17 protein-coding genes are annotated in these 18219 nt (G+C 57.7%); 6 read left to right on the forward strand and 11 right to left on the reverse strand.

Annotation, left to right across the window (positions count from 1 at the left end):
- Window positions 1-4: 4 nt before the first annotated feature.
- Window positions 5-526 (reverse strand): VOC family protein, encoded by a 522-nt coding sequence (locus RTM13_RS13770; protein WP_312212552.1) that lies wholly within the window; start codon window positions 524-526, stop codon window positions 5-7.
- A 223-nt stretch (window positions 527-749) separates the two neighbouring features.
- On the opposite strand from RTM13_RS13770, the gene RTM13_RS13775 reads away from it, so the two are divergent.
- Complete coding sequence (locus RTM13_RS13775) at window positions 750-2120, forward strand: NAD-dependent succinate-semialdehyde dehydrogenase (protein ID WP_312212553.1); 1371 nt, start codon at window positions 750-752, stop codon at window positions 2118-2120.
- A 30-nt stretch (window positions 2121-2150) separates the two neighbouring features.
- Here RTM13_RS13775 and RTM13_RS13780 read toward each other — a convergent pair whose 3' ends face one another.
- Window positions 2151-3563 (reverse strand): PLP-dependent aminotransferase family protein, encoded by a 1413-nt coding sequence (locus tag RTM13_RS13780; RefSeq protein ID WP_312212554.1) that lies wholly within the window; start codon window positions 3561-3563, stop codon window positions 2151-2153.
- Between the two features lie 177 nt (window positions 3564-3740).
- Here RTM13_RS13780 and RTM13_RS13785 point away from each other — a divergent pair, with 177 nt between their 5' ends.
- Entirely contained in the window at window positions 3741-3905 is a 165-nt protein-coding gene (locus RTM13_RS13785; protein WP_312212555.1) for a DUF1127 domain-containing protein, read from the forward strand.
- Between the two features lie 25 nt (window positions 3906-3930).
- Here RTM13_RS13785 and RTM13_RS13790 read toward each other — a convergent pair whose 3' ends face one another.
- Window positions 3931-4827 (reverse strand): LysR family transcriptional regulator, encoded by an 897-nt coding sequence (locus RTM13_RS13790; protein ID WP_312212556.1) that lies wholly within the window; start codon window positions 4825-4827, stop codon window positions 3931-3933.
- Window positions 4828-5147: 320 nt separating this feature from the next.
- On the opposite strand from RTM13_RS13790, the gene RTM13_RS13795 reads away from it, so the two are divergent.
- Genes RTM13_RS13795 through RTM13_RS13805 form a run of 3 tightly spaced genes read left to right on the forward strand, consistent with a single transcriptional unit; the run spans window position 5148 to window position 7437 of the window.
- A complete protein-coding gene (locus tag RTM13_RS13795; protein ID WP_312212557.1) occupies window positions 5148-5831 on the forward strand; it encodes a nucleoside recognition domain-containing protein in 684 nt (227 codons plus the stop codon).
- Window positions 5824-6291: a YjiG family protein gene (locus RTM13_RS13800; protein ID WP_312212558.1), complete on the forward strand. Its 468-nt coding sequence runs from the start codon at window positions 5824-5826 to the stop codon at window positions 6289-6291. The genes RTM13_RS13795 and RTM13_RS13800 overlap by 8 nt, the downstream gene beginning before the upstream one ends.
- Before the next feature lie 42 nt (window positions 6292-6333).
- The gene (locus RTM13_RS13805; protein ID WP_312212559.1) at window positions 6334-7437 is read left to right on the forward strand and encodes a M20 peptidase aminoacylase family protein; all 1104 of its coding nucleotides are present in this window, start codon (window positions 6334-6336) and stop codon (window positions 7435-7437) included.
- A 39-nt stretch (window positions 7438-7476) separates the two neighbouring features.
- Here RTM13_RS13805 and RTM13_RS13810 read toward each other — a convergent pair whose 3' ends face one another.
- The 5 genes from RTM13_RS13810 to btsT form a co-directional block, all read right to left on the reverse strand.
- Complete coding sequence (locus tag RTM13_RS13810; protein WP_312212560.1) at window positions 7477-8124, reverse strand: LysE family translocator; 648 nt, start codon at window positions 8122-8124, stop codon at window positions 7477-7479.
- 48 nt (window positions 8125-8172) lie between these two features.
- Entirely contained in the window at window positions 8173-8919 is a 747-nt protein-coding gene (locus tag RTM13_RS13815; protein WP_312212561.1) for an AraC family transcriptional regulator, read from the reverse strand.
- Window positions 8916-9875 (reverse strand): GTPase, encoded by a 960-nt coding sequence (gene yjiA, locus RTM13_RS13820; RefSeq protein ID WP_312212562.1) that lies wholly within the window; start codon window positions 9873-9875, stop codon window positions 8916-8918. Before yjiA ends, RTM13_RS13815 begins: the two co-directional genes overlap by 4 nt.
- 8 nt (window positions 9876-9883) lie before the next feature.
- Entirely contained in the window at window positions 9884-10078 is a 195-nt protein-coding gene (locus tag RTM13_RS13825; protein WP_090463333.1) for a YbdD/YjiX family protein, read from the reverse strand.
- Between the two features lie 94 nt (window positions 10079-10172).
- Window positions 10173-12323 (reverse strand): pyruvate/proton symporter BtsT, encoded by a 2151-nt coding sequence (btsT, locus tag RTM13_RS13830; protein ID WP_312212563.1) that lies wholly within the window; start codon window positions 12321-12323, stop codon window positions 10173-10175.
- Window positions 12324-12634: 311 nt separating this feature from the next.
- On the opposite strand from btsT, the gene tsr reads away from it, so the two are divergent.
- Complete coding sequence (gene tsr, locus RTM13_RS13835) at window positions 12635-14302, forward strand: methyl-accepting chemotaxis protein (protein ID WP_312212564.1); 1668 nt, start codon at window positions 12635-12637, stop codon at window positions 14300-14302.
- Window positions 14303-14411: 109 nt separating this feature from the next.
- Here the strand turns inward: tsr and opgB are convergent, their stop codons facing one another.
- The 3 genes from opgB to dnaC form a co-directional block, all read right to left on the reverse strand.
- On the reverse strand, window positions 14412-16703 hold the full coding sequence (gene opgB / locus RTM13_RS13840; protein WP_312212565.1) for a phosphatidylglycerol--membrane-oligosaccharide glycerophosphotransferase: 2292 nt from the start codon (window positions 16701-16703) through the stop codon (window positions 14412-14414).
- A gap of 204 nt (window positions 16704-16907) precedes the next feature.
- Window positions 16908-17408, reverse strand: a complete 501-nt coding sequence (locus RTM13_RS13845) for a DUF2501 domain-containing protein (RefSeq protein WP_312212566.1) — start codon at window positions 17406-17408, stop codon at window positions 16908-16910.
- A 72-nt stretch (window positions 17409-17480) separates the two neighbouring features.
- Window positions 17481-18218, reverse strand: coding sequence for a DNA replication protein DnaC (dnaC, locus tag RTM13_RS13850; RefSeq protein WP_312212567.1), 738 nt, complete (start codon window positions 18216-18218; stop codon window positions 17481-17483).
- Between the last annotated feature and the right edge of the window lies 1 nt (window position 18219).

Here is an 18219-nt window from a genome sequence, read left to right on the forward strand (position 1 = left end):
CGAATCAGGGTTTCCAGCGCCGCGAAGCGGTCTCTTTTTCGTAAGGCATCGGCGTGGGGCGGGAGATAAATTCAATAATGCCGCCCCAGGGCGTGCTTCCGTAGCAGAACTGATTGCCGTCGCCGTACTCGGTAGGGAAGGTGAGTGGCTTAGGTTCGGTAAACATCTTCCCCCCGGCTTCTTCGAAGCGTTGCGTTGCCTGCTCAATGTTATCGGTGTAGACCGCAAAGTGCTGTAGACCATAGTCGCTTGCCCGTGGGGGGCGATCCTGGTCCGGCCCCTGCATCTCAAAAAGCTCGATGCCCGGACCGTTGTGCAGTTTGAGCATCCTGACCGCTTTTACCTGAGTACCCGGGGCAAGGCGCAGCGTATGCTGCTGGGCGTCCTGGTCAATCTCCTGGCCGGGCGAGACGGACTCATAGAGCAGCTCCGCGCCCAGAGCCGCGCATAGAAAAGTGGTGGCCTGCTTGATGTCCGGAACGGTAATGCCGATGTGGTCCATACCGCGAATGGTCTCTTCACTCATGGTCTCTCCCGATGCATAGTCGATGATGTGTAGTCAGTGGTTTTATCCATGCGTTTAAGCGTAGAAGGCGAACGCCGCATCGCGCAAATGCTGGGCTACTCTTCACTATTCCGATGATTCAGAACCGTCCGTTTATACCGGATAATCCATGCATCATCACACGTTTCAACTACCCTTATTAACCTTATCAGCATCTTTTACTGCTAACCAGGAGGTATTTGAGATGGCCTATCAGACAGTAAATCCATTTACAAATCAGCTTGTTAAAGAGTATCCGTCCCATAGTGACGCGGATGTCGAGGCAGCGCTGACAAAAGCAGATGCGCTATACCACTCCTCATGGTCGAAGGGCGATATTCAACAGCGTCTGCCCGTTCTGCTTAAGCTTGCCAATCTGCTGGAGGAGCGCAGCGAGGAGCTGGCGAAAATCGCCACCCAGGAGATGGGCAAACTGATTGAGCAGAGCCGTGGCGAAGTGAAACTGTGCGCCGACATTGCGCGCTATTACGCGGATAATGCTGATACTTTCCTTGCACCGGTAAAATACGTTTCCGATCTGGGCGACGCCTGGGTTGAGCATCACCCCATCGGCGTGCTGATGGCGGTGGAGCCGTGGAACTTCCCCTATTATCAGCTGATGCGCGTCCTGGCCCCAAATCTGGCCGCCGGTAACCCGATTATCGTTAAGCACGCCAGCATCGTGCCGCACTGTGCGGAAATCTTCGAGCAGCTGGTACGGGAAGCGGGCGCGCCAGAGGGGGCGTACACAAACCTGTTTATCTCTTCAGATCAGGTCTCCACCATTATTGCCGACGATCGCGTGCAGGGTGTGGCCCTGACCGGGTCAGAAACGGCGGGCAGCGCGGTCGCGGCGCAGGCGGCTAAAAAACTGAAGAAAGCGACCCTTGAGCTGGGCGGTAACGATGTGTTTGTGGTACTGGACGACAGCGACCTGGAGAAAGCCGTTGAGGTGGGTGTCACTGCACGCCTGCAAAACGCCGGGCAGGTCTGTACCGCTGCGAAGCGCTTTATCGTGCAGGAGGCGGTTGCCGATAAGTTCCTGGAGAAATATACCGAAGCCTTCCGCCAGGTGAAAATTGGCGACCCGATGGATGAGACCACCACTCTGGGGCCGCTGTCGTCAAAAGACGCGCTGGAGACCCTGACCAAACAGGTTGACGAGGCGGTGAAAAACGGTGCGAAGCTGCACCTTGGCGGTAAGCCCGTCGAGCGCGAGGGTAACTTCTTCGAGCCGACCATTCTGACCCACATTACCCGCGACAATCCGGCCTATTTCGAAGAGTTCTTCGGCCCGGTAGCGCAGATTTATGTGGTCAAAGATGATGACGAAGTGGTGAAGCTGGCGAACGACTCAAACTACGGTCTGGGTGGCTCTATCTTTAGCCAGAATATCGACCGGGCAAAAGCGCTGGCATCGCGGATTGAGACCGGTATGGTCTACATCAACTCCCTGACCGATACCGCACCAGAGCTGCCGTTTGGCGGCGTCAAGCGCTCCGGCTTTGGTCGCGAGCTGTCGGATCTGGGGATCAAAGAGTTTGTGAACCAGAAGCTGGTGGTTGTGAGTAAATAAATGATTGTCCCCCTCCTGCCAGGGAGGGGGCTATTCCATCGCCACTTTTACCGCATTGCCCAGCTTCTCCATCACCGCCTGATGCTTCTCGTTTGGCGGCAACGCACAGTTGATGCGTACGCAGTTGCGATACTTTCCTGACGCCGAAAACAGCGATCCCGGTGCAACCTGGATTTTCAGCCGGCACAGCTGTTGCGCCACGCAGACCATGTCGACTTGTTCGGGCAGCTCCACCCACAGCATAAATCCGCCTTTCGGTCGGGTGATGCAGATCCCCTCCGGAAAATACTCCCGTACCCAGCAGGAATAGATCGCCATATTGCTTTGGTAAAAATGGCGCATCCGCCTGATATGTCGATGGTAATGCCCCTCTTTGATAAAGCTAGCCGCTGCCAGCTGAGTCACCGGGACATTACTACCCAGCACGGCGTACTTCATCTGCAAAAAGCGATCGTGGTAGCGGCCGGGTACAATCCAGCCAACGCGCAGGCCCGGCGCAACGGTTTTGGTAAACGAGCTGCACAGCATGACCCGACCATCGATATCCCAGGAGTGGAGCGTGCGTGGGCGCGGGTAGTCCGTTGCCAGTTCGCCATAGACATCGTCTTCAAAAATCACGATGTCATGGCTCTGGGCAAGGGCAAGAAGCGCACGTTTGCGTGCGTCCGGCATAATAAACCCGAGAGGGTTATTGCAGTTCGGTACGGTAATAATCCCCTTAATCGGCCACTGGGCAAGGGCCAGCTCCAGCGCCTCCACGCTCATACCCGTTTCCGAATCGGTGGGGATCTCGATGACCTTTAAACCCAGGCTGCGCAGAAGCTGCATGGTGCCGTAATAGGTGGGAGACTCAATGGCGACGATATCCCCAGGTTGGCATACGGTTAAGAGTGCAAGCGACAGCCCACTCTGGCTGCCGCTGGTGATAATGATATCCTCCGCGCTCACCACCGAGCCGCCGTCTAACATCAAACGGGCGATCTGCTCCCGCAGCTCCTGACGCCCGGTCAGAGAGTCATAGCCAAGAACCTCGTCGAGATTATGCTGCACCAGGCGTTTAAGCTCGCGCCAGAGCGGTTGCAGGCTGGGCTGCTGGATATCGGGCGCGCCACTGCTGAAGGGAATGATCTCTTTATCCCTGTGGCCTTTTAGCATGTCGATCACCTGATCCCACTGGGTGATCTCAACCGGACGCTGTACCGGTCGCGACATCGGCGGTACCGGCGGCTGAACCTTGCGCGGCGCAACAAAGTAGCCGGATCGCGGCTGGGGGGTAATGAGCTGCCGTGTTTCGAGGGTCTGGTAGGCCTGTTGAACGGTGCTGATGCTCACCCCATGCTCCTGGCTCAGGCTGCGTACCGACGGAAGTTTTTCTCCATGACGATACAGGCCTTGCTCAATACGCTCGGCTAAGAGCTCTGCCAGAAGTTGGTAACGTGCCATGCTGTATCCTTGTTTCTTACCATACAGATTAAAAAATCAGTACAGATCTGGGCTAATGACGCTGTTCAGATACCGTTTTAGCGCATCTGTATGGAAAACAAAATCGTTTTTTGAGTCTGTATTGTTTATGCCTATCTCGCTGAAAATAGTGCTTCAGTCAACGCGAGGAGGTAGAGAATGGAATTTCATGAAAACAGAGGAAAAAGGCCCTTTATCGGCTTTGTCCTGCTCTGGCGAGCAATCAAAAGATGGCATCTGCGAGTACAAGCGCAGCGCATTCTTAAGCAGATGAGTGATGAAAGGTTAAGAGATGTGGGGCTGCGGCGAGAGGATGTGGAGTAGGTGAGATTGACACTGCGCATCGACTTCACTTGTCGCTAAAGGCATCCCGCAGCAGTCGCCACATATGGTGCGCCGCCGGGGTAAATCGACGATCCGAATTACGCAGCAGGTGACACTGGGCGCTGCTGGCGATGGGGTGATCGAGAGGCACCGCTTTCAGCAAGCCCTGGCTGATCGGCCCGGCGGCGGCGTATTCGGTCATAAATGAGATCCCTAGCCCCGCCTGGCTTAGGCTCATGGCGGTGGAGAAGAGGTTGCAGCGGTAGGCCGGGTGGAACTGCAGCCCCTCGCTTTTGAACATCGCATTCATGTGGCGCTGGAGGCCAAAGTTCTCTGTCAGGGCAATCAGCCGGTATTCGGTCAGCTCCTGAATAATTATAGAGGTACGTGTAGCGATGGGGTGCGTGGGAGAGACGACCGCACAGATCGGCCCCCACTGAAAGCTATGGCGCTTCAGCTCCGGCGTGCCGATAGGGCCGAACGCCAGCGCCATGTCGGCATCACCGCTGGCAATCTCGTTGAGCATCTCCTGCATGCTGCCGACGGTGATATCCACAAACACATGCGGATAAGAGCGCGCAAAGTTGCACATCACCTCGTCAATAAAGGTCGTAATCAATCCGCCGCCAATCTTTACCGAGACGCTGCCGCCGCGCATATGGCGCAGATCCTTCAGGTGGCTCTCCAACTTCTCTCGGCGCTGGCGGCTCTCGAAGTAGTCTGCCGCCAGCAGGCGTCCCGCTTCGGTCAGCACCACCGAACGCCCGCGCCGCTCCAGCAGGGGGAGCTGGAGTGCACGCTCCAGCTGGGCTATCTGGCGGCTGACAACAGAGGGGTTGATGCCCAGCATATCCGCAGCCCGGCGGATGCCGCCCTGAATACTCACCTCGTAGAGATAGCCTACCTGCCGTTCATGAAACATTGCGTCTGGCTCCTGTCTGTTGACCTGAAAGCAACAATAACATTCATCAGCAGGCATTTATAATCCCCAATGTTTATAGATAATCGAATTTCCGGGTATTTTTGCAGCTGCAAAAAAATTAAGAAAATATACGCACCATAAAAAGCCAGATGCACCGGGTTGGTGCCCTGTATAGGTGAGAGAAGTTAATTTACTTATCTCTTAACTGTCACTATTAAAATAAATTATTTTTTCGCTGCGGATTATTGAGGCATGGTTTCTGCTTAATTGAAAACGCACAGAAAATTAAACCTGTTTTTTGTTAGGGGAGGAGGGAAGTGATGAGCGAATCAAAAACGCTGGAGCGTCCAGCAGAGGAAGAGGCAAATGAGTGGCATGTCGGGCCGGGAGCCTGGATCGCCCTGATTATTGTTCTGCTGGTCTTTTCCGGCTTCTTTTTTAAAGTCGAGGGGATGGCATGGCTGGGGGCGTTTGACTTCACTACACTCGGCGGGGCATTCGGCACCATGAAGTCGCCGGAGACTAACACCTTCATCGGCAGCGGCGGCATCAGCGCTAAAGCGGGCTTCCTCTTCGCTCTGTCGCTGGTGCCGACGGTAATGCTGGCACTCGGGCTGCTGGAAATCTTCACCCACTACGGCGCGATCCGCGCGGCCCATAAGCTGCTGACGCCGCTGCTGCGTCCGTTGCTCGGCATTCCTGGCTATACCGGCCTGGCGCTGATTACCGATCTTCAGAGCACCGATGCGGGGGCAGCACTCACCAAAGAGCTGTACGACAGCAATAAAATTAGCCGAAAGGACGTAGTAATTATGGGGGCGTGGCAATATTCCGGTGCCGGCCTGATCAATAACTACTTCTCTATTGGTTCGGCGATGTTCGCCTCGCTCACCACCCCTATTATTATTCCTCTGGTATTAATGTTTGTCCTGAAATTTGTTGGTGCCGCCATAGTGCGTCTGGCGTTAAATACTGTTTACAAGAAGGATTTCACCCATGAGTAATCAAGCTAAAGTCTCCGGCAACCCGTTTGATATATTCGTGGTTGGCGCCCGCAAAGGGTTTAATATCGCCATCAATAACCTGATGCCGAACGTGTTGATGGCATACGTCATTGCCGAGATGCTCAACCTGCTGGGAGTGATGCAGATTATCGGCAAGATCTGTGCGCCGCTGATGGGGCTGTTTGGCCTGCCGGGAGAGGCGATCACCGTGCTGCTGACGGCCTGGCTCTCCTCCTCGGCGGGGACCGGCGTGGCGGTGAGCCTGCTGACCAAAGGCACGCTGGATATCACGGCGATCACCATTCTGGCTCCGGCCATCTTTTTAATGGGCTCTCAGCTACAGTACATGGGACGCCTGCTCGGCGTCGCTGACGTGCCGAAGAAATACTGGCCGCTGCTGATGGGCGTCAGCATTCTCAACGCCGTTATCGCCATGCTGGTGATGCGCGTTATTGCCTGAAAAAACCAATAATTCATCTGCCTGGCAGTCAAGGAGTCAGCCGTGTCGCAAACCTTAGAGCATTTTAACTATCTGCATCACATCCCCGAGCTGGGTTTTGAGGAGTTCAAAACCTCGGCCTATATCGCCGATAAGCTGGAGGCCGCTGGGTTCCAGGTAACCCGCAATATTAACGGCACCACCGGCATTGTTGCCGTACTGGAGAGCGGCCTTCCGGGGCCGGTACTGGCCCTGCGCGCCGATATGGACGCCCTCGGGCATATCATCGATGGGCAGCATGTTGCACGCCACACCTGCGGTCACGATGGCCACTCTTCGGTGGTGTTAACCACCGCCCAGGAGATCCTTGCCGAAGGCGGCATTAAGCAGGGGAAGCTGAAGATCCTCTTCCAGCCTGCGGAAGAGCTGGGCACTGGCGCGATCGCCATGACCGAAGGCGGCGCGATCGACGATGTGGATATGCTGCTCGGCTTCCACCTGCGCCCGCTGGAGGAGTGCCCGATGGGGCAGGCGGTTCCGGCCATGTACTACTCTGCATCCGCCACGGTGGAGGCGGTTTTCCACGGCAAGGCGGCCCATGGTGCCCGTCCGCACCTGGGGGTCAACGCCCTCGACGCCGGGGCGCATGCGGTGCAGGCGGTTAACGGCATTCACCTGTCGCCGTCCCTTACGTGGAGCGCCAAAGCGACCCGCTTCCTCTGCGATGCGGGGGTGACTAACTCGATCCCTTCCGAGGCGACAGTGGTCTGGGATCTGCGATCGGCAGAGAACGACGGCATGACGGATCTGAAGGCGCGCGTGCTGCGGGCAGTTGAGAGCAGCGCCCAGGCCTACGGCGCGAGCGTTGATATCCGTATTCTGAAAGAGATGCCAGCGGCGATTATTGACGAGGACGCTACCGGCGTGATTGCCAGCGCCATTCGCGAGGTACTTGGCGACGCCGGGTTAACCGAGCCGAAAAGCACGCCGGGCAGCGAAGATTTCTTCCACTATCTGCGCCTGCGCCCGCAGATAAAAGGTGGCTTCTGGGGGCTGGGAGCCAACCTGACGCCAGGCCTGCACCACCCGGAGATGCACTTCGACCGCGACGCGCTGGCCCTCGGCGTGAAGGTGTTTAAGTCCTGCGTACGACGCGTGCTGGGGTAGTCAGTCCCCTTTTGCCCGGCGGCGCGAGGCTTGCCGGGCCTACGCCAGGGCAAAAAACCATGCTGCCAAAATCCATAACCCAAACCCCATCAGCACCGCACCGGCGATCCGCTCGATAATCACTACCGTCGCCGAGAGACGTCTTTGCACCGGCGGCAAACCGATTAGCATCACCACCAGCAGATCCCACACCAACACCACGCTCACCATCCAGATGCCGCTTACCGACTGCTGAAGCAGGGTGACGTTAGCCCCCAGCAGCGAGGTCATTAGCGCCAGGTAGAACAGGGCGTTTTTTGGGTTGAGCAACGCCGAAGCCAGGCCCATCAGCAGCTGCTTTACCCACGACGGGCGGCCACTATCGACCCCCTGTAGCGCCAGGTTGCCCGGCCTGCTGCGAATAAGATGGCTGCCGATCCACAGCAGGTACGCCGCGCCCGCCAGTTCGATAATTGAAAACAGCACCGGCGAGCGCCGCAGCTCGCTCCAGCCAATAATCGCTAGCACAATGTAGACGGCGTTACCTGCGGCGATCCCAATGCAGAGACCAATGCTGCCACGCAGGCGGTAGCGGATGGCATAGCCCGTCAGTAGAAAAAAGTCGGGACCGGGGCTAAGCAGAGCGACAAAGTGCGATAGCGCCAGCATGGCAAACGCGGCGGGAACCAGGGTGTGTAATAGATCCATAGCGGCCTCAGAAAAGAAAACTGAGGCCATCCTACGGCGCACGAGACGTTAATTATTGTCGGATATTGATCGGCCCATGGCGTACTGGCGTGGCGTAGCGGCGGTGTAGCTGACAAAGGTTTTATGAAAGTGGCTCTGATCGGCAAAGCCGCTCTGGTAGCCGACGTCGGCGATATCCGCCCCGGCACGCAGGCGCGTTTTGGCAAATTCGATACGCGCGCTATTCAGAAAGGTAACGGGCGTCAGGCCGGTATCCTGCTTAAAGGTGCGGATCAGCGTCTCTTTACGTAGCGAAAACCGGTGGGCCAGCACATCCAGTGAAGGCGGGGCCACCAGGTTTTCAAGCAGCGTTTCCTGGAGCTGCTGGCTGGTAGGGCGCAGCGTAACAGGCTGCACTGGCTCAGCGGGAAGCGCGGCTAGCAGCGTCTCAACTGCGTGAGGAGAGAGATCCTCAATGGCTTGCAGATAGTGACGAAACAGAGATTCACTCCGCACGATCTGCGGTGCAGGCTGAAAGTCGGTTTCGATGTAGAGCATATGGTAACTGCGAGGCTGCCCATCCACCGGATTGCAGCTGTGCGGGGCATGCGCGGGGATAACGATCAGATCCCCAGGCGAAAGCAGCCAGGTTTCACCGTTGCAGACGCAGCGGGTTTGTCCCTCGACAATGGCACCGATCGACAGCTGGGCGTGGCTGTGCGTTTTATATGCCTGGCGGCTCTGCCAGGTGGAGCGTAACTCCACCCCCGGCAGCAGCGGCGAGCGCCAGAAGGTTTGCGCAATATCGCGGGTCACTGGGTTTTCAGCTCCGCAAACGCCGCCCGGATCTCCTCCTCTGGCAGCTGGACGCCGATAAACACCAGCGTGCTGTGCGGCGGCTCGTCGCCCCAGGGGCGATCCCAGTCGGCGCTGTAGAGGCGCTGCACGCCCTGAAACAGCAGGCGGTTAGGCTTGCCGTCGATCCACAGCATTCCCTTATAGCGCAGCAGCCTCTCGGCAAAGCTGAGCAGCAGGTTCTCCATTACCCGCGAGACCGCGCCAATCTCTACCGGGTAGTCCAGCTCTACCACAATCGACGAGATATCGTTCTGCTTATCCGCCATAAAGTGGAAGCGCGGCTTCGCGGGCACCACGTTCTCCTCCAGCATAAAGCCGTTGGTGTCAAACAGCAGCGCCAGGTCGATGTCACCGTGGGTCACGGTGTAGATCGGCGCACGGGCGTTGATGCGCTGTAGCCGCTCGCGCAGGGCCTCGGCGCTGCCCGCCACGTCGGTTTTGGTCAGCAGAATGCGGTCGGCGTAGCCCACCTGCGACTGGGCGAGGGTGAACTGGTTCATCTGCCCGTCGGCGTGCACTGCATCCACCAGGGCAATAACGCCGTCCAGCAGGTAGCGCTGGCAGAGGATCTCGTGGGAGAAGAAGGTCTGAATAATCGGGCCGGGATCGGCCATACCGGTGCACTCGATCACCAGCCGGTCAAAAGCGATATCACCCCGGTCGAGGCCGTCGAGCAGATCCAGCAGGGCGCTCTCCAGCTCGTTAGAGCGGGAGCAGCAGATGCAGCCGTTGGTCAGGGTTTTGATCTGCGTAGCGCGATCGCCAATCAGCTGGTCATCTACGGAGACTTCGCCAAACTCGTTCTCGATGACCGCAATTTTGTAGCCGTGCTGCTCGTTGAGAATGTGGCGCAACAGGGTGGTTTTGCCCGCGCCAAGAAAACCGGTAAGAAGCGTTACTGCAATGGGTGTCATAGTGTCTCCTAACAGCAGCTGCTTCCGCCGCTGCCATAGCGTGCTTCCTGTCGCTCGCGGAAGAACTCGTTATAGGTCATCCAGGGCTTATCCGGATGATTGGTCTTCATATGCTCGACGTAGTTATCATAGTCAGGAATACCAATCAGCATTTTCGCGGCCTGGCCGAGATACTTTTTTGCTTCGCCTAAGTTACCAAACATAATGCCATCCAAAAATTACAAAAGCCCGGCAAGATTGCCGGGCCGAGAAACGTAGGCCGGATAAGCGCAGCGTCATCCGGCGTTCCGTTAACGACTAGTGGTGTGAAGAGGTCTTCACGCCGCCTTCCGGCACCGGCACGTACGGCGTCTCTTTATCCGTGCGCACCGTGCTGCTGCGGGTCTTCATCCAGGTTTTGAAGCCGTAGAAGATGATGCTGTATACCACTACCAGGAAGAGGATGCTCAGCCCGGCGTTGGTATAGTTGTTGACCACGATGTGGTTCATGTTCGCCACTTCCTGAGCGGTCAGCTCGCCACCGGCGGCAATACGCGCTTTGTACTGGTTCGCCATGTAGAAGAAGCCTTCCATCTGCGGGTTGTCGCTGAACAGCTTCAGCCCCAGCGCCCAGGTGGTGCAGATCAGCAGCCAGACGGCCGGAACCACGGTCACCCAGATGTATTTGGTACGCTGCATCTTAATCAGCACCACGGTACCCAGCACCAGCGCCACGGCGGCCAGCATCTGGTTGGAGATGCCGAACAGCGGCCACAGGCTCTTCACGCCACCCAGCGGATCGACCACGCCCTGATAGAGCAGGTAACCCCAGAGGCCGACGCAGCCTGCGGTACCGATAATGCCCGCAACCAGAGAGTCGGTTTTCTTCAGGAACGGCACGAAGTTACCCAGCAGATCCTGGAGCATAAAGCGGCCGGAGCGGGTCCCGGCATCCAGCGCGGTCAGGATAAACAGCGCTTCGAACAGAATACCGAAGTGGTACCAGAAGCCCATGTCCGCCCACGGCAAGATTTTGTGGAATACGTGGGCGATACCTACCGCCAGCGTCGGCGCACCACCGGCACGGTTCAGCACGGACGGCTCCCCGATATCCTTCGCGGTTTGCAGGATCTGTTCAGGGGAGATGACAAAGCCCCAGGAGCTGACCGTAGCGGCTGCATGAGCGGTGACGTCTTGTAGCTGCGCCATGATCGCCGGGGCGTTCGCGCCGCCCAGCTCGTGCAGGTTCGGCATCACGATGCCCAGACCGGCAGGCGGGGTGTTCATGGCAAAGTAGAGGCCCGGCTCGATAATCGAGGCCGCCACCAGCGCCATAATCGCCACGAAGGACTCCATCAGCATCGCGCCGTAGCCGATAAAGCGGGCGTCGGTTTCACAGGCCAGCAGCTTCGGCGTGGTACCGGAGGCGATCAGCGCATGGAAGCCGGACACTGCGCCACAGGCGATGGTGATAAACAGGAACGGGAACAGCGCGCCTTTCCACAGCGGACCGGTACCGTCAATGTACTGGGTCATGGCTGGCATCTTCAGCTCTGGGTTGAGGATCACGATGCCAATCGCCAGGCCGACGATAACGCCGATCTTCAGGAAGGTTGCCAGGTAGTCACGCGGAGCAAGGATCAGCCACACCGGCAGCAGGGCAGAGACGAACGCATAGCCAATCAGCGTAAAGGTGATGGTGGTGTCTTTGAAGGTCAGCGCCGGGCCCCAGTATGGGTCGGCTGCAATCACACCGCCGAAGTAGATGGATGCCACCAGCAGCACGATACCAATCACCGACACTTCGCCTACGCGGCCAGGGCGCAGGAATCGCATGTAGATCCCCATAAACAGCGCGATTGGTACGGTGGAGCAGACGGTGAAGACGCCCCACGGGCTTTCCGCCAGCGCCTTAACGACGATCAGCGCCAGCACGGCGAGGATGATAATCATGATCAGGAAGCAGCCGAAGAGGGCGATCGTGCCCGGCACCGGTCCCATCTCCTCTTTGATCATCTCCCCGAGGGAGGCACCGTTACGGCGGGAGGAGATAAACAGCACCATAAAGTCCTGCACCGCACCGGCCAGAACCACGCCTGCCAGCAGCCACAGAGTGCCGGGCAGGTAGCCCATCTGCGCGGCCAGCACCGGGCCGACCAGCGGACCTGCTCCAGCGATAGCGGCAAAATGGTGGCCAAACAGCACGTTACGGTTGGTCGGCACGTAGTTCAGACCGTCATTGTTAATGACCGCCGGAGTAGCGCGGGTCGGGTCGAGCTTCATGACCTTCTGCGCGATATAGAGGCTGTAGTAGCGGTAGGCGACGAGGTAAACGGAGACCGACGCGACGACGATCCACAGGGCGCTTACGCTTTCACCCCGCCGTAAGGCGACAACCGCCAGACAGAAAGCACCGATGATCCCGAGGATCATCCAGGGTATGTGCTTGAGTAGCTTTTTATTATCCATATCAGACCTGGCTATATGACAAAGATTACAGGAACAGGAGGCGTTAAATTGATAAATTTCCCTGAGGATCATGGCAAACGGCGGGCAGAAAGCGGGCAATAAGTGGCCGAGCGGTTGAATATGAGAGGTAAGCGGTCGCAGGAGCGCGATAAGCGGTTTTAACGGGGCGTGAACGGGAAAAAGAGTGTGATGTGGATCACTGGCTAAGGGCTAAGCCAGCAGGCCAGACCACGTCGCAACGCACAACTATTCGGTAAAGTTTTCCTGTTCCAGGCCGAAAAACTGTTATCCCTCTAAAGGAATGAGAAAACATGTTGAACCGTATCAAAATTGTGACCAGTTTACTTCTGGTCCTTGCACTATTTGGCCTGTTACAAATCACCTCCGGCGGTCTGTTCTTCAACGCGCTGAAACACGACAAAGACAATTTCACCGTTCTGCAAACCATCCGTGAGCAGCAGTCTACGCTTAACGGCAGCTGGGTTGCCCTGTTGCAGACCCGTAACACGCTTAACCGTGCCGGGATCCGCTACATGATGGATCAGAACAATATCGGCAGCGGCACCACCGTTGCCGAGCTGATGCAGACCGCCAGCGCCTCCCTGAAGCAGGCGGAGCTGCACTGGAATGAGTATCAGACTCTGCCGCACGATCCGCGCCAGAATGAAGCCGTAACCCAGGAGATCAAGCGCCAGTACGATATCTACCACGGTGCGCTGGCTGAACTTATCCAGCTGCTGGGCGCAGGCAAAATCAACGAGTTCTTTGACCAGCCGACCCAGGGCTACCAGGACGCGTTCGAGAAACAGTACGTTGAGTTCCTGCAGCAGAATGACCAGCTGTACGATCTCGCCGTCGCGGACAACAACAGCTCCTACAGCATGGCTATCTGGATCATTGTTGGCGTGCTGCTGGCGGTGCTGGCGGTGATCGTTGCCGTCTGGTTCGGCATCAAGAACGTGCTGATCTCCCCGCTTAACCGTCTGGTGGAGAGCATCCGCCATATCGCCGGTGGCGATCTGGTGCAGAAGATCGACGTGCACGGTGCTAACGAGATGGGCCAGCTGGCGGAAAGCCTGCGCCACATGCAGGGTGAGCTGATGCGTACCGTAGGTACCGTGCGTACCGGTGCGAACGAGATCTATAGCGGCGCAAGCGAAATCGCAATGGGCAACAACGATCTCTCCTCCCGTACCGAGCAGCAGGCGGCTTCCTTGGAAGAGACCGCTGCCAGCATGGAAGAGCTGACCGCGACCGTGAAGCAGAACGCCGAAAACGCCCGTCAGGCGAGCCATCTGGCGCTCAGCGCCTCTGAGACCGCGCAGAAGGGCGGTAAAGTGGTGGATAACGTGGTGCAGACCATGCGCGACATCGCTGGCAGCTCGCAGAAAATCGCTGACATCATCAGCGTGATCGACGGCATCGCTTTCCAGACCAACATCCTGGCGCTGAACGCGGCGGTAGAAGCGGCGCGTGCCGGTGAGCAGGGTCGTGGCTTTGCAGTGGTAGCAGGGGAAGTGCGTAACCTGGCCCAGCGCAGCGCCCAGGCCGCTCGCGAAATTAAGAGCCTGATCGAAGACTCCGTAGGCCGCGTAGAGCTTGGCTCAACGCTGGTCGAGAGCGCCGGTGAGACCATGGACGAGATCGTTAATGCGGTCACCCGCGTAACGGACATCATGGGCGAAATCGCCTCTGCTTCCGACGAGCAGAGCCGCGGTATCGACCAGGTGGGCCTGGCGGTTGCCGAGATGGATCGCGTCACCCAGCAGAACGCCTCGCTGGTGCAGGAGTCTGCCGCAGCGGCAGCGGCGCTGGAAGAGCAGGCGAGCCGTCTGACCCAGGCCGTAGCGGTGTTCCGCATTATGCAGGATCAGCGTAAAGAGGCCCGTGACCAGGCTATCGTGGCAAAAGCCGCCGCGCCGCTGGCGACCCGCAAACCAGCCGTCGCCGAAGCAGGCGATAACTGGGAAACGTTCTAAATTCTAGAAGCATCGTAGGACCGTAGGCCGGGTCAGGCGAGAGCCGCCACCCGGCATTACGGTAACGCCGGGTGGCGCTGCGTTTACCCGGCCTACTCACACCAAACAGCTAGCCCTCGATTTTTACTACCTTAATCTCCACCATCCCAATCCCCAGCCTGCGCGGCGAGTGGCCAAGAATATTCCCTTCATTAGTGGACTGCGGCTCCGGCGGCACTATCGTCAGCGTATTGCTATGCGACGGGTTATGGAACCGCAGCGTGGTGGTAGAGACCTCGTTGCCTAAAGTTAGTGTCTGCTCACTATTACCTATCCGCACCGGGATCGGTTTGTTGGCGTTCGGGCCATAGGCTTTAGCAGTAATAACCAGATCGAAATTCTCAGGCAGCGGTGCGTTGTACTCGATCTTCACTTCTTCACCCAGCTGCGCGTTGGACCAGCGTCCCCAGCTCTCCGGGCGAGAGATGCCGCTAAACTGCTTCACCTCTTCCGGCGCGCCAGCCACGTTGAAGATAAAGCTGTCTGCCTTATAGCGAACGTCATTATCCACCACCTTGAGCATATCTACGTTGCGCTGATAGCGGGCGGTGTCGATGACCGTATCTTTAAACGTGGTTTTGCCTTGCCACTGTGCGCTATCGACGTGCTGCACCCTTTGCTCACCGCCCAGCTGACCCTGCGAAACGCACCAGTCGGTGGAGAGCGCCAGCTGCTGGGCCCACATCTGCGCCATCTTGTAGCAGCGGTCGATCCAGACAAAGTTATCCCGTGGTGCAAAGTCGGCCAGCTGGAAGCGCAGCGGCGCAGAGTATTCGCTCTCCGGCAGCGGCTCTACGCGCTGGTCCGAGACGCGGATCAGCAGCGGCAGGCGGAACCGGCTGCCGGAGAAGGCGATCATCTCTTTATCGCGCTCAACGGTAAAATCCTTCATCTCCTTCGGGAAGTTCCACAGGCGGATAATATCCGGCTTCCACGCCAGCACCTTCTCCTTCATGTTGAGGAACGACTGGGAGAGGGACTGGCCAGAGAGGCTGCTGCGCCCGAGGCCGAGGAAGTTATCCCCACCGAGGATATCCAGCACGGTGGCACCGTTATCCATGGTGTTGCGTTTCAGCCCGATGACGTCCTGCGCAGGCTGGTCGCCGCGCAGTACAAAGAAGAGGTTGTTGCGATCCTGCTTGCTGAGGTACTTCCACGCGGTGTTGTTCATCGCCAGATGATCGGAGGAGACGACGATCACCGTATCCTTAAACCACGGTGAGGCTTTGATCTTGTTAATCAGCGCGGCGATATGCTGCTGGCTACAGGTGACTGCGCTAAAGGACTGGTTCGCTTTGCCGTCGATGGCGTAGCTTTTCCGCTCGCAGGTGCGGGAGACAAAGCCGTCCGGGTGATGGGTATCAACGGTCAGGGCAAAGAGCGAGAAGCGCTTGCCGCTTTGGGAGAGCTGCTGATACTGCTGCCACACCTCGTCCAGCACGGTGTCGTCGTAGAAACCCCAGTCGTTGCGGTAGGTCGGATCGGCGACGCGGCCCTTCAGCTCTTCCGCACCAATAAGGTGGTCAAAGCCGTGGGATTTTAAAAAGACATCTTTCCCGGCAAAGCGCAGGTTCGCCCCCTGCACAAAGTGGTTCTCATACCCGGAGTTTTTCAGGATATCGCCGAGACAGAGATTGTGCGGGAAGAAGCTCGACATTGAGGCCGAGGCGTTGCCTTCGAAGGGGGCAAACAGCGGAATGCCGCACTGGGAGGCGACCATCCCGGCAATGGTGTAGTCGGTGCCCGGCAGCTGCGCGGTATGGGTAAAATCCAGCCCCTCATCTTTCAACGCGCCCAGCTCCGGCGTCAGCCCCGGGAAGGCGTCGCTGTCAAAGTAGGTACGCTCCAGGCTTTCGCCATAGATATAGACCAGGTTAAGCGCCGGCTGCGGAATGCTTTTGGCTGGCTCTTTATACCAGACTGCAAAATCCGGATCTCCCGCCCGGGACTGGGATTTGACCAGCTCGGTGATCTGCCGGAAGGCCGGGCTGGCATCCACCGAACCGAGGGCCAGCAGCAGCGCGAGCAGGCTATAGCCGACGTGCAGCGGATGATGGCGGCGACGGCGCAGGATCCAGCCGAGGGCAAAAAAGAGCACCAGCAGGCCGATCGCCAGGGCCGCGCCGGGCAAAATATACTTGCTGACGCCCGCGCCGGTCAGGCTGTTGGTGATAGTGTAGAGCACCGCATCGTTAATACCGTCGCCGGTAAAATAGTCGCTGGCATAGAGGGCGATATTAAGGACAACAAAAAGACCCAGCACGGCAAGCATGGCGGTAAACCACCAGGTATTACGGCCTGCCTTCAGAGAATAAATAGCTATCGAGGCAATAAACAGCACGAGAGAGAGAAATTCAGACAACGGTCGATCCTCAATAGCAGCAAGCCGGAATGTTGCAGGAATAACACTTTAATGGCGAATTCACATAGCTGCAATTCTAGCGTCACAAAGCCTGGATTCTATTAAGAAAAGGTTTAGAGAGGGACGTTTTATGAGCAATGTCTCATTTATATGCAGCAGGCGCGCCTGCTGCATATCGGGGCAGACGCGCCAGGGGGAGAGCTATCAGGAGAGGAAGTTAACACCCTGCTTCAGTACCAGGTCGCAGGCTTTGGTTTTCACCTTCTGTGCCAGCGGCGTGCTGCCGATATTGTTCAGGTTTAGCTGCTCACCATCTTTGGTGTTCAGCATCCCCTGTAAGCCCTCGAGGAAGTTAGTATCTTCCTTCTGCTCCGGCGCGCTCAGGCCGAGCTTCTCCAGCACCTGGCTCTTGATATTCTCCGCGCTGGTGACCGAGGCAAGCTTGTTTTTAGCACAGTACTCCAGGATGCCCGCGGCGTTGTTCATGGTGCCAGCGCTCAGCGCCTGGTTGCCGCCGTTCAGCAGGCTGCCGAGGGCAGAGATAGAGGTATTGCTTTGCTGCGTCGACGTGGCCGAACCTGAATTCTGGCTCAGCTGGTTGGCAGCGCTGGTCAGCTGCTCCTGCCAGGTGGCGGCGTGAGAGAGAGAAGAGAGCAGGGCGCTGGCGATCGCGACGCTGCACAGTAAACGTTTAGCTGATTTCATGTGGCATAACCTGTTGTGATGAATCGCGTCAGTATATAACGGGAGACCCGGCAGGCCACGCCAGGAAAGCTCTTAATACTCTTTGCCGGTCACGCGGCTGCGGTAGCTATCCCAGTTAAAATTGACCCACAGGCTATTGCCGAGACGCATACGATCCATGACCCGCTCGCCGAGCAGTCGGGTCATGTCCGACACGTTGTTATTGGTAAGCATGCCGGTCGGGCGCTTGGATGAGGAGCGACGATCGACGATCTGGTTGATGATCACCTTCTCGTAGCGGGATTCAGACTGGACGCCGATCTCGTCGATCACCAGCAGATCGACCATGCTGAGATCGTTAATCAGCTGCTCTTCGCTGGTTTCCCGACTGCTGAAGGTCTCCTTCATGGCGGACATAATGTCGGCGACGGTGATGATCAGCACCGACTTCCCGCGCAGCAGCAGCTCGTTGCAGATGGCCGCCGCAAGATGGTTTTTGCCGGTGCCGGGCTTGCCGGAGAAGACAAAGCTGGCGATATTACCGTCGAACTCCTCGACGTACTGGCGGGCCTGACTCAGGGCGTTCATCTGCCCCTCGTTTTCGACCTTATAGTTATCGAAAGAGCAGTTCTGATGCAGAGGACGAATGCCGGAGCGGTTGAAGGTGCGCTGCATCTTCATGGCCCGGTTTTCGCGGGCGATGGCCGCCGAGCGGATCTCTCCCTGCTCTTTTTGCCAGGCCAGCAGCTCTTCGCCGGTGGTAAACGCCGGTTTCACATGGGCAGGCATCATCTTTTGCAAACGCTTCATCATTTCGCCGACGTCTTTCATG

It is taken from the genome of Pseudescherichia sp. (genome assembly GCF_031979925.1).
Lineage (GTDB): Bacteria > Pseudomonadota > Gammaproteobacteria > Enterobacterales > Enterobacteriaceae > Pseudescherichia.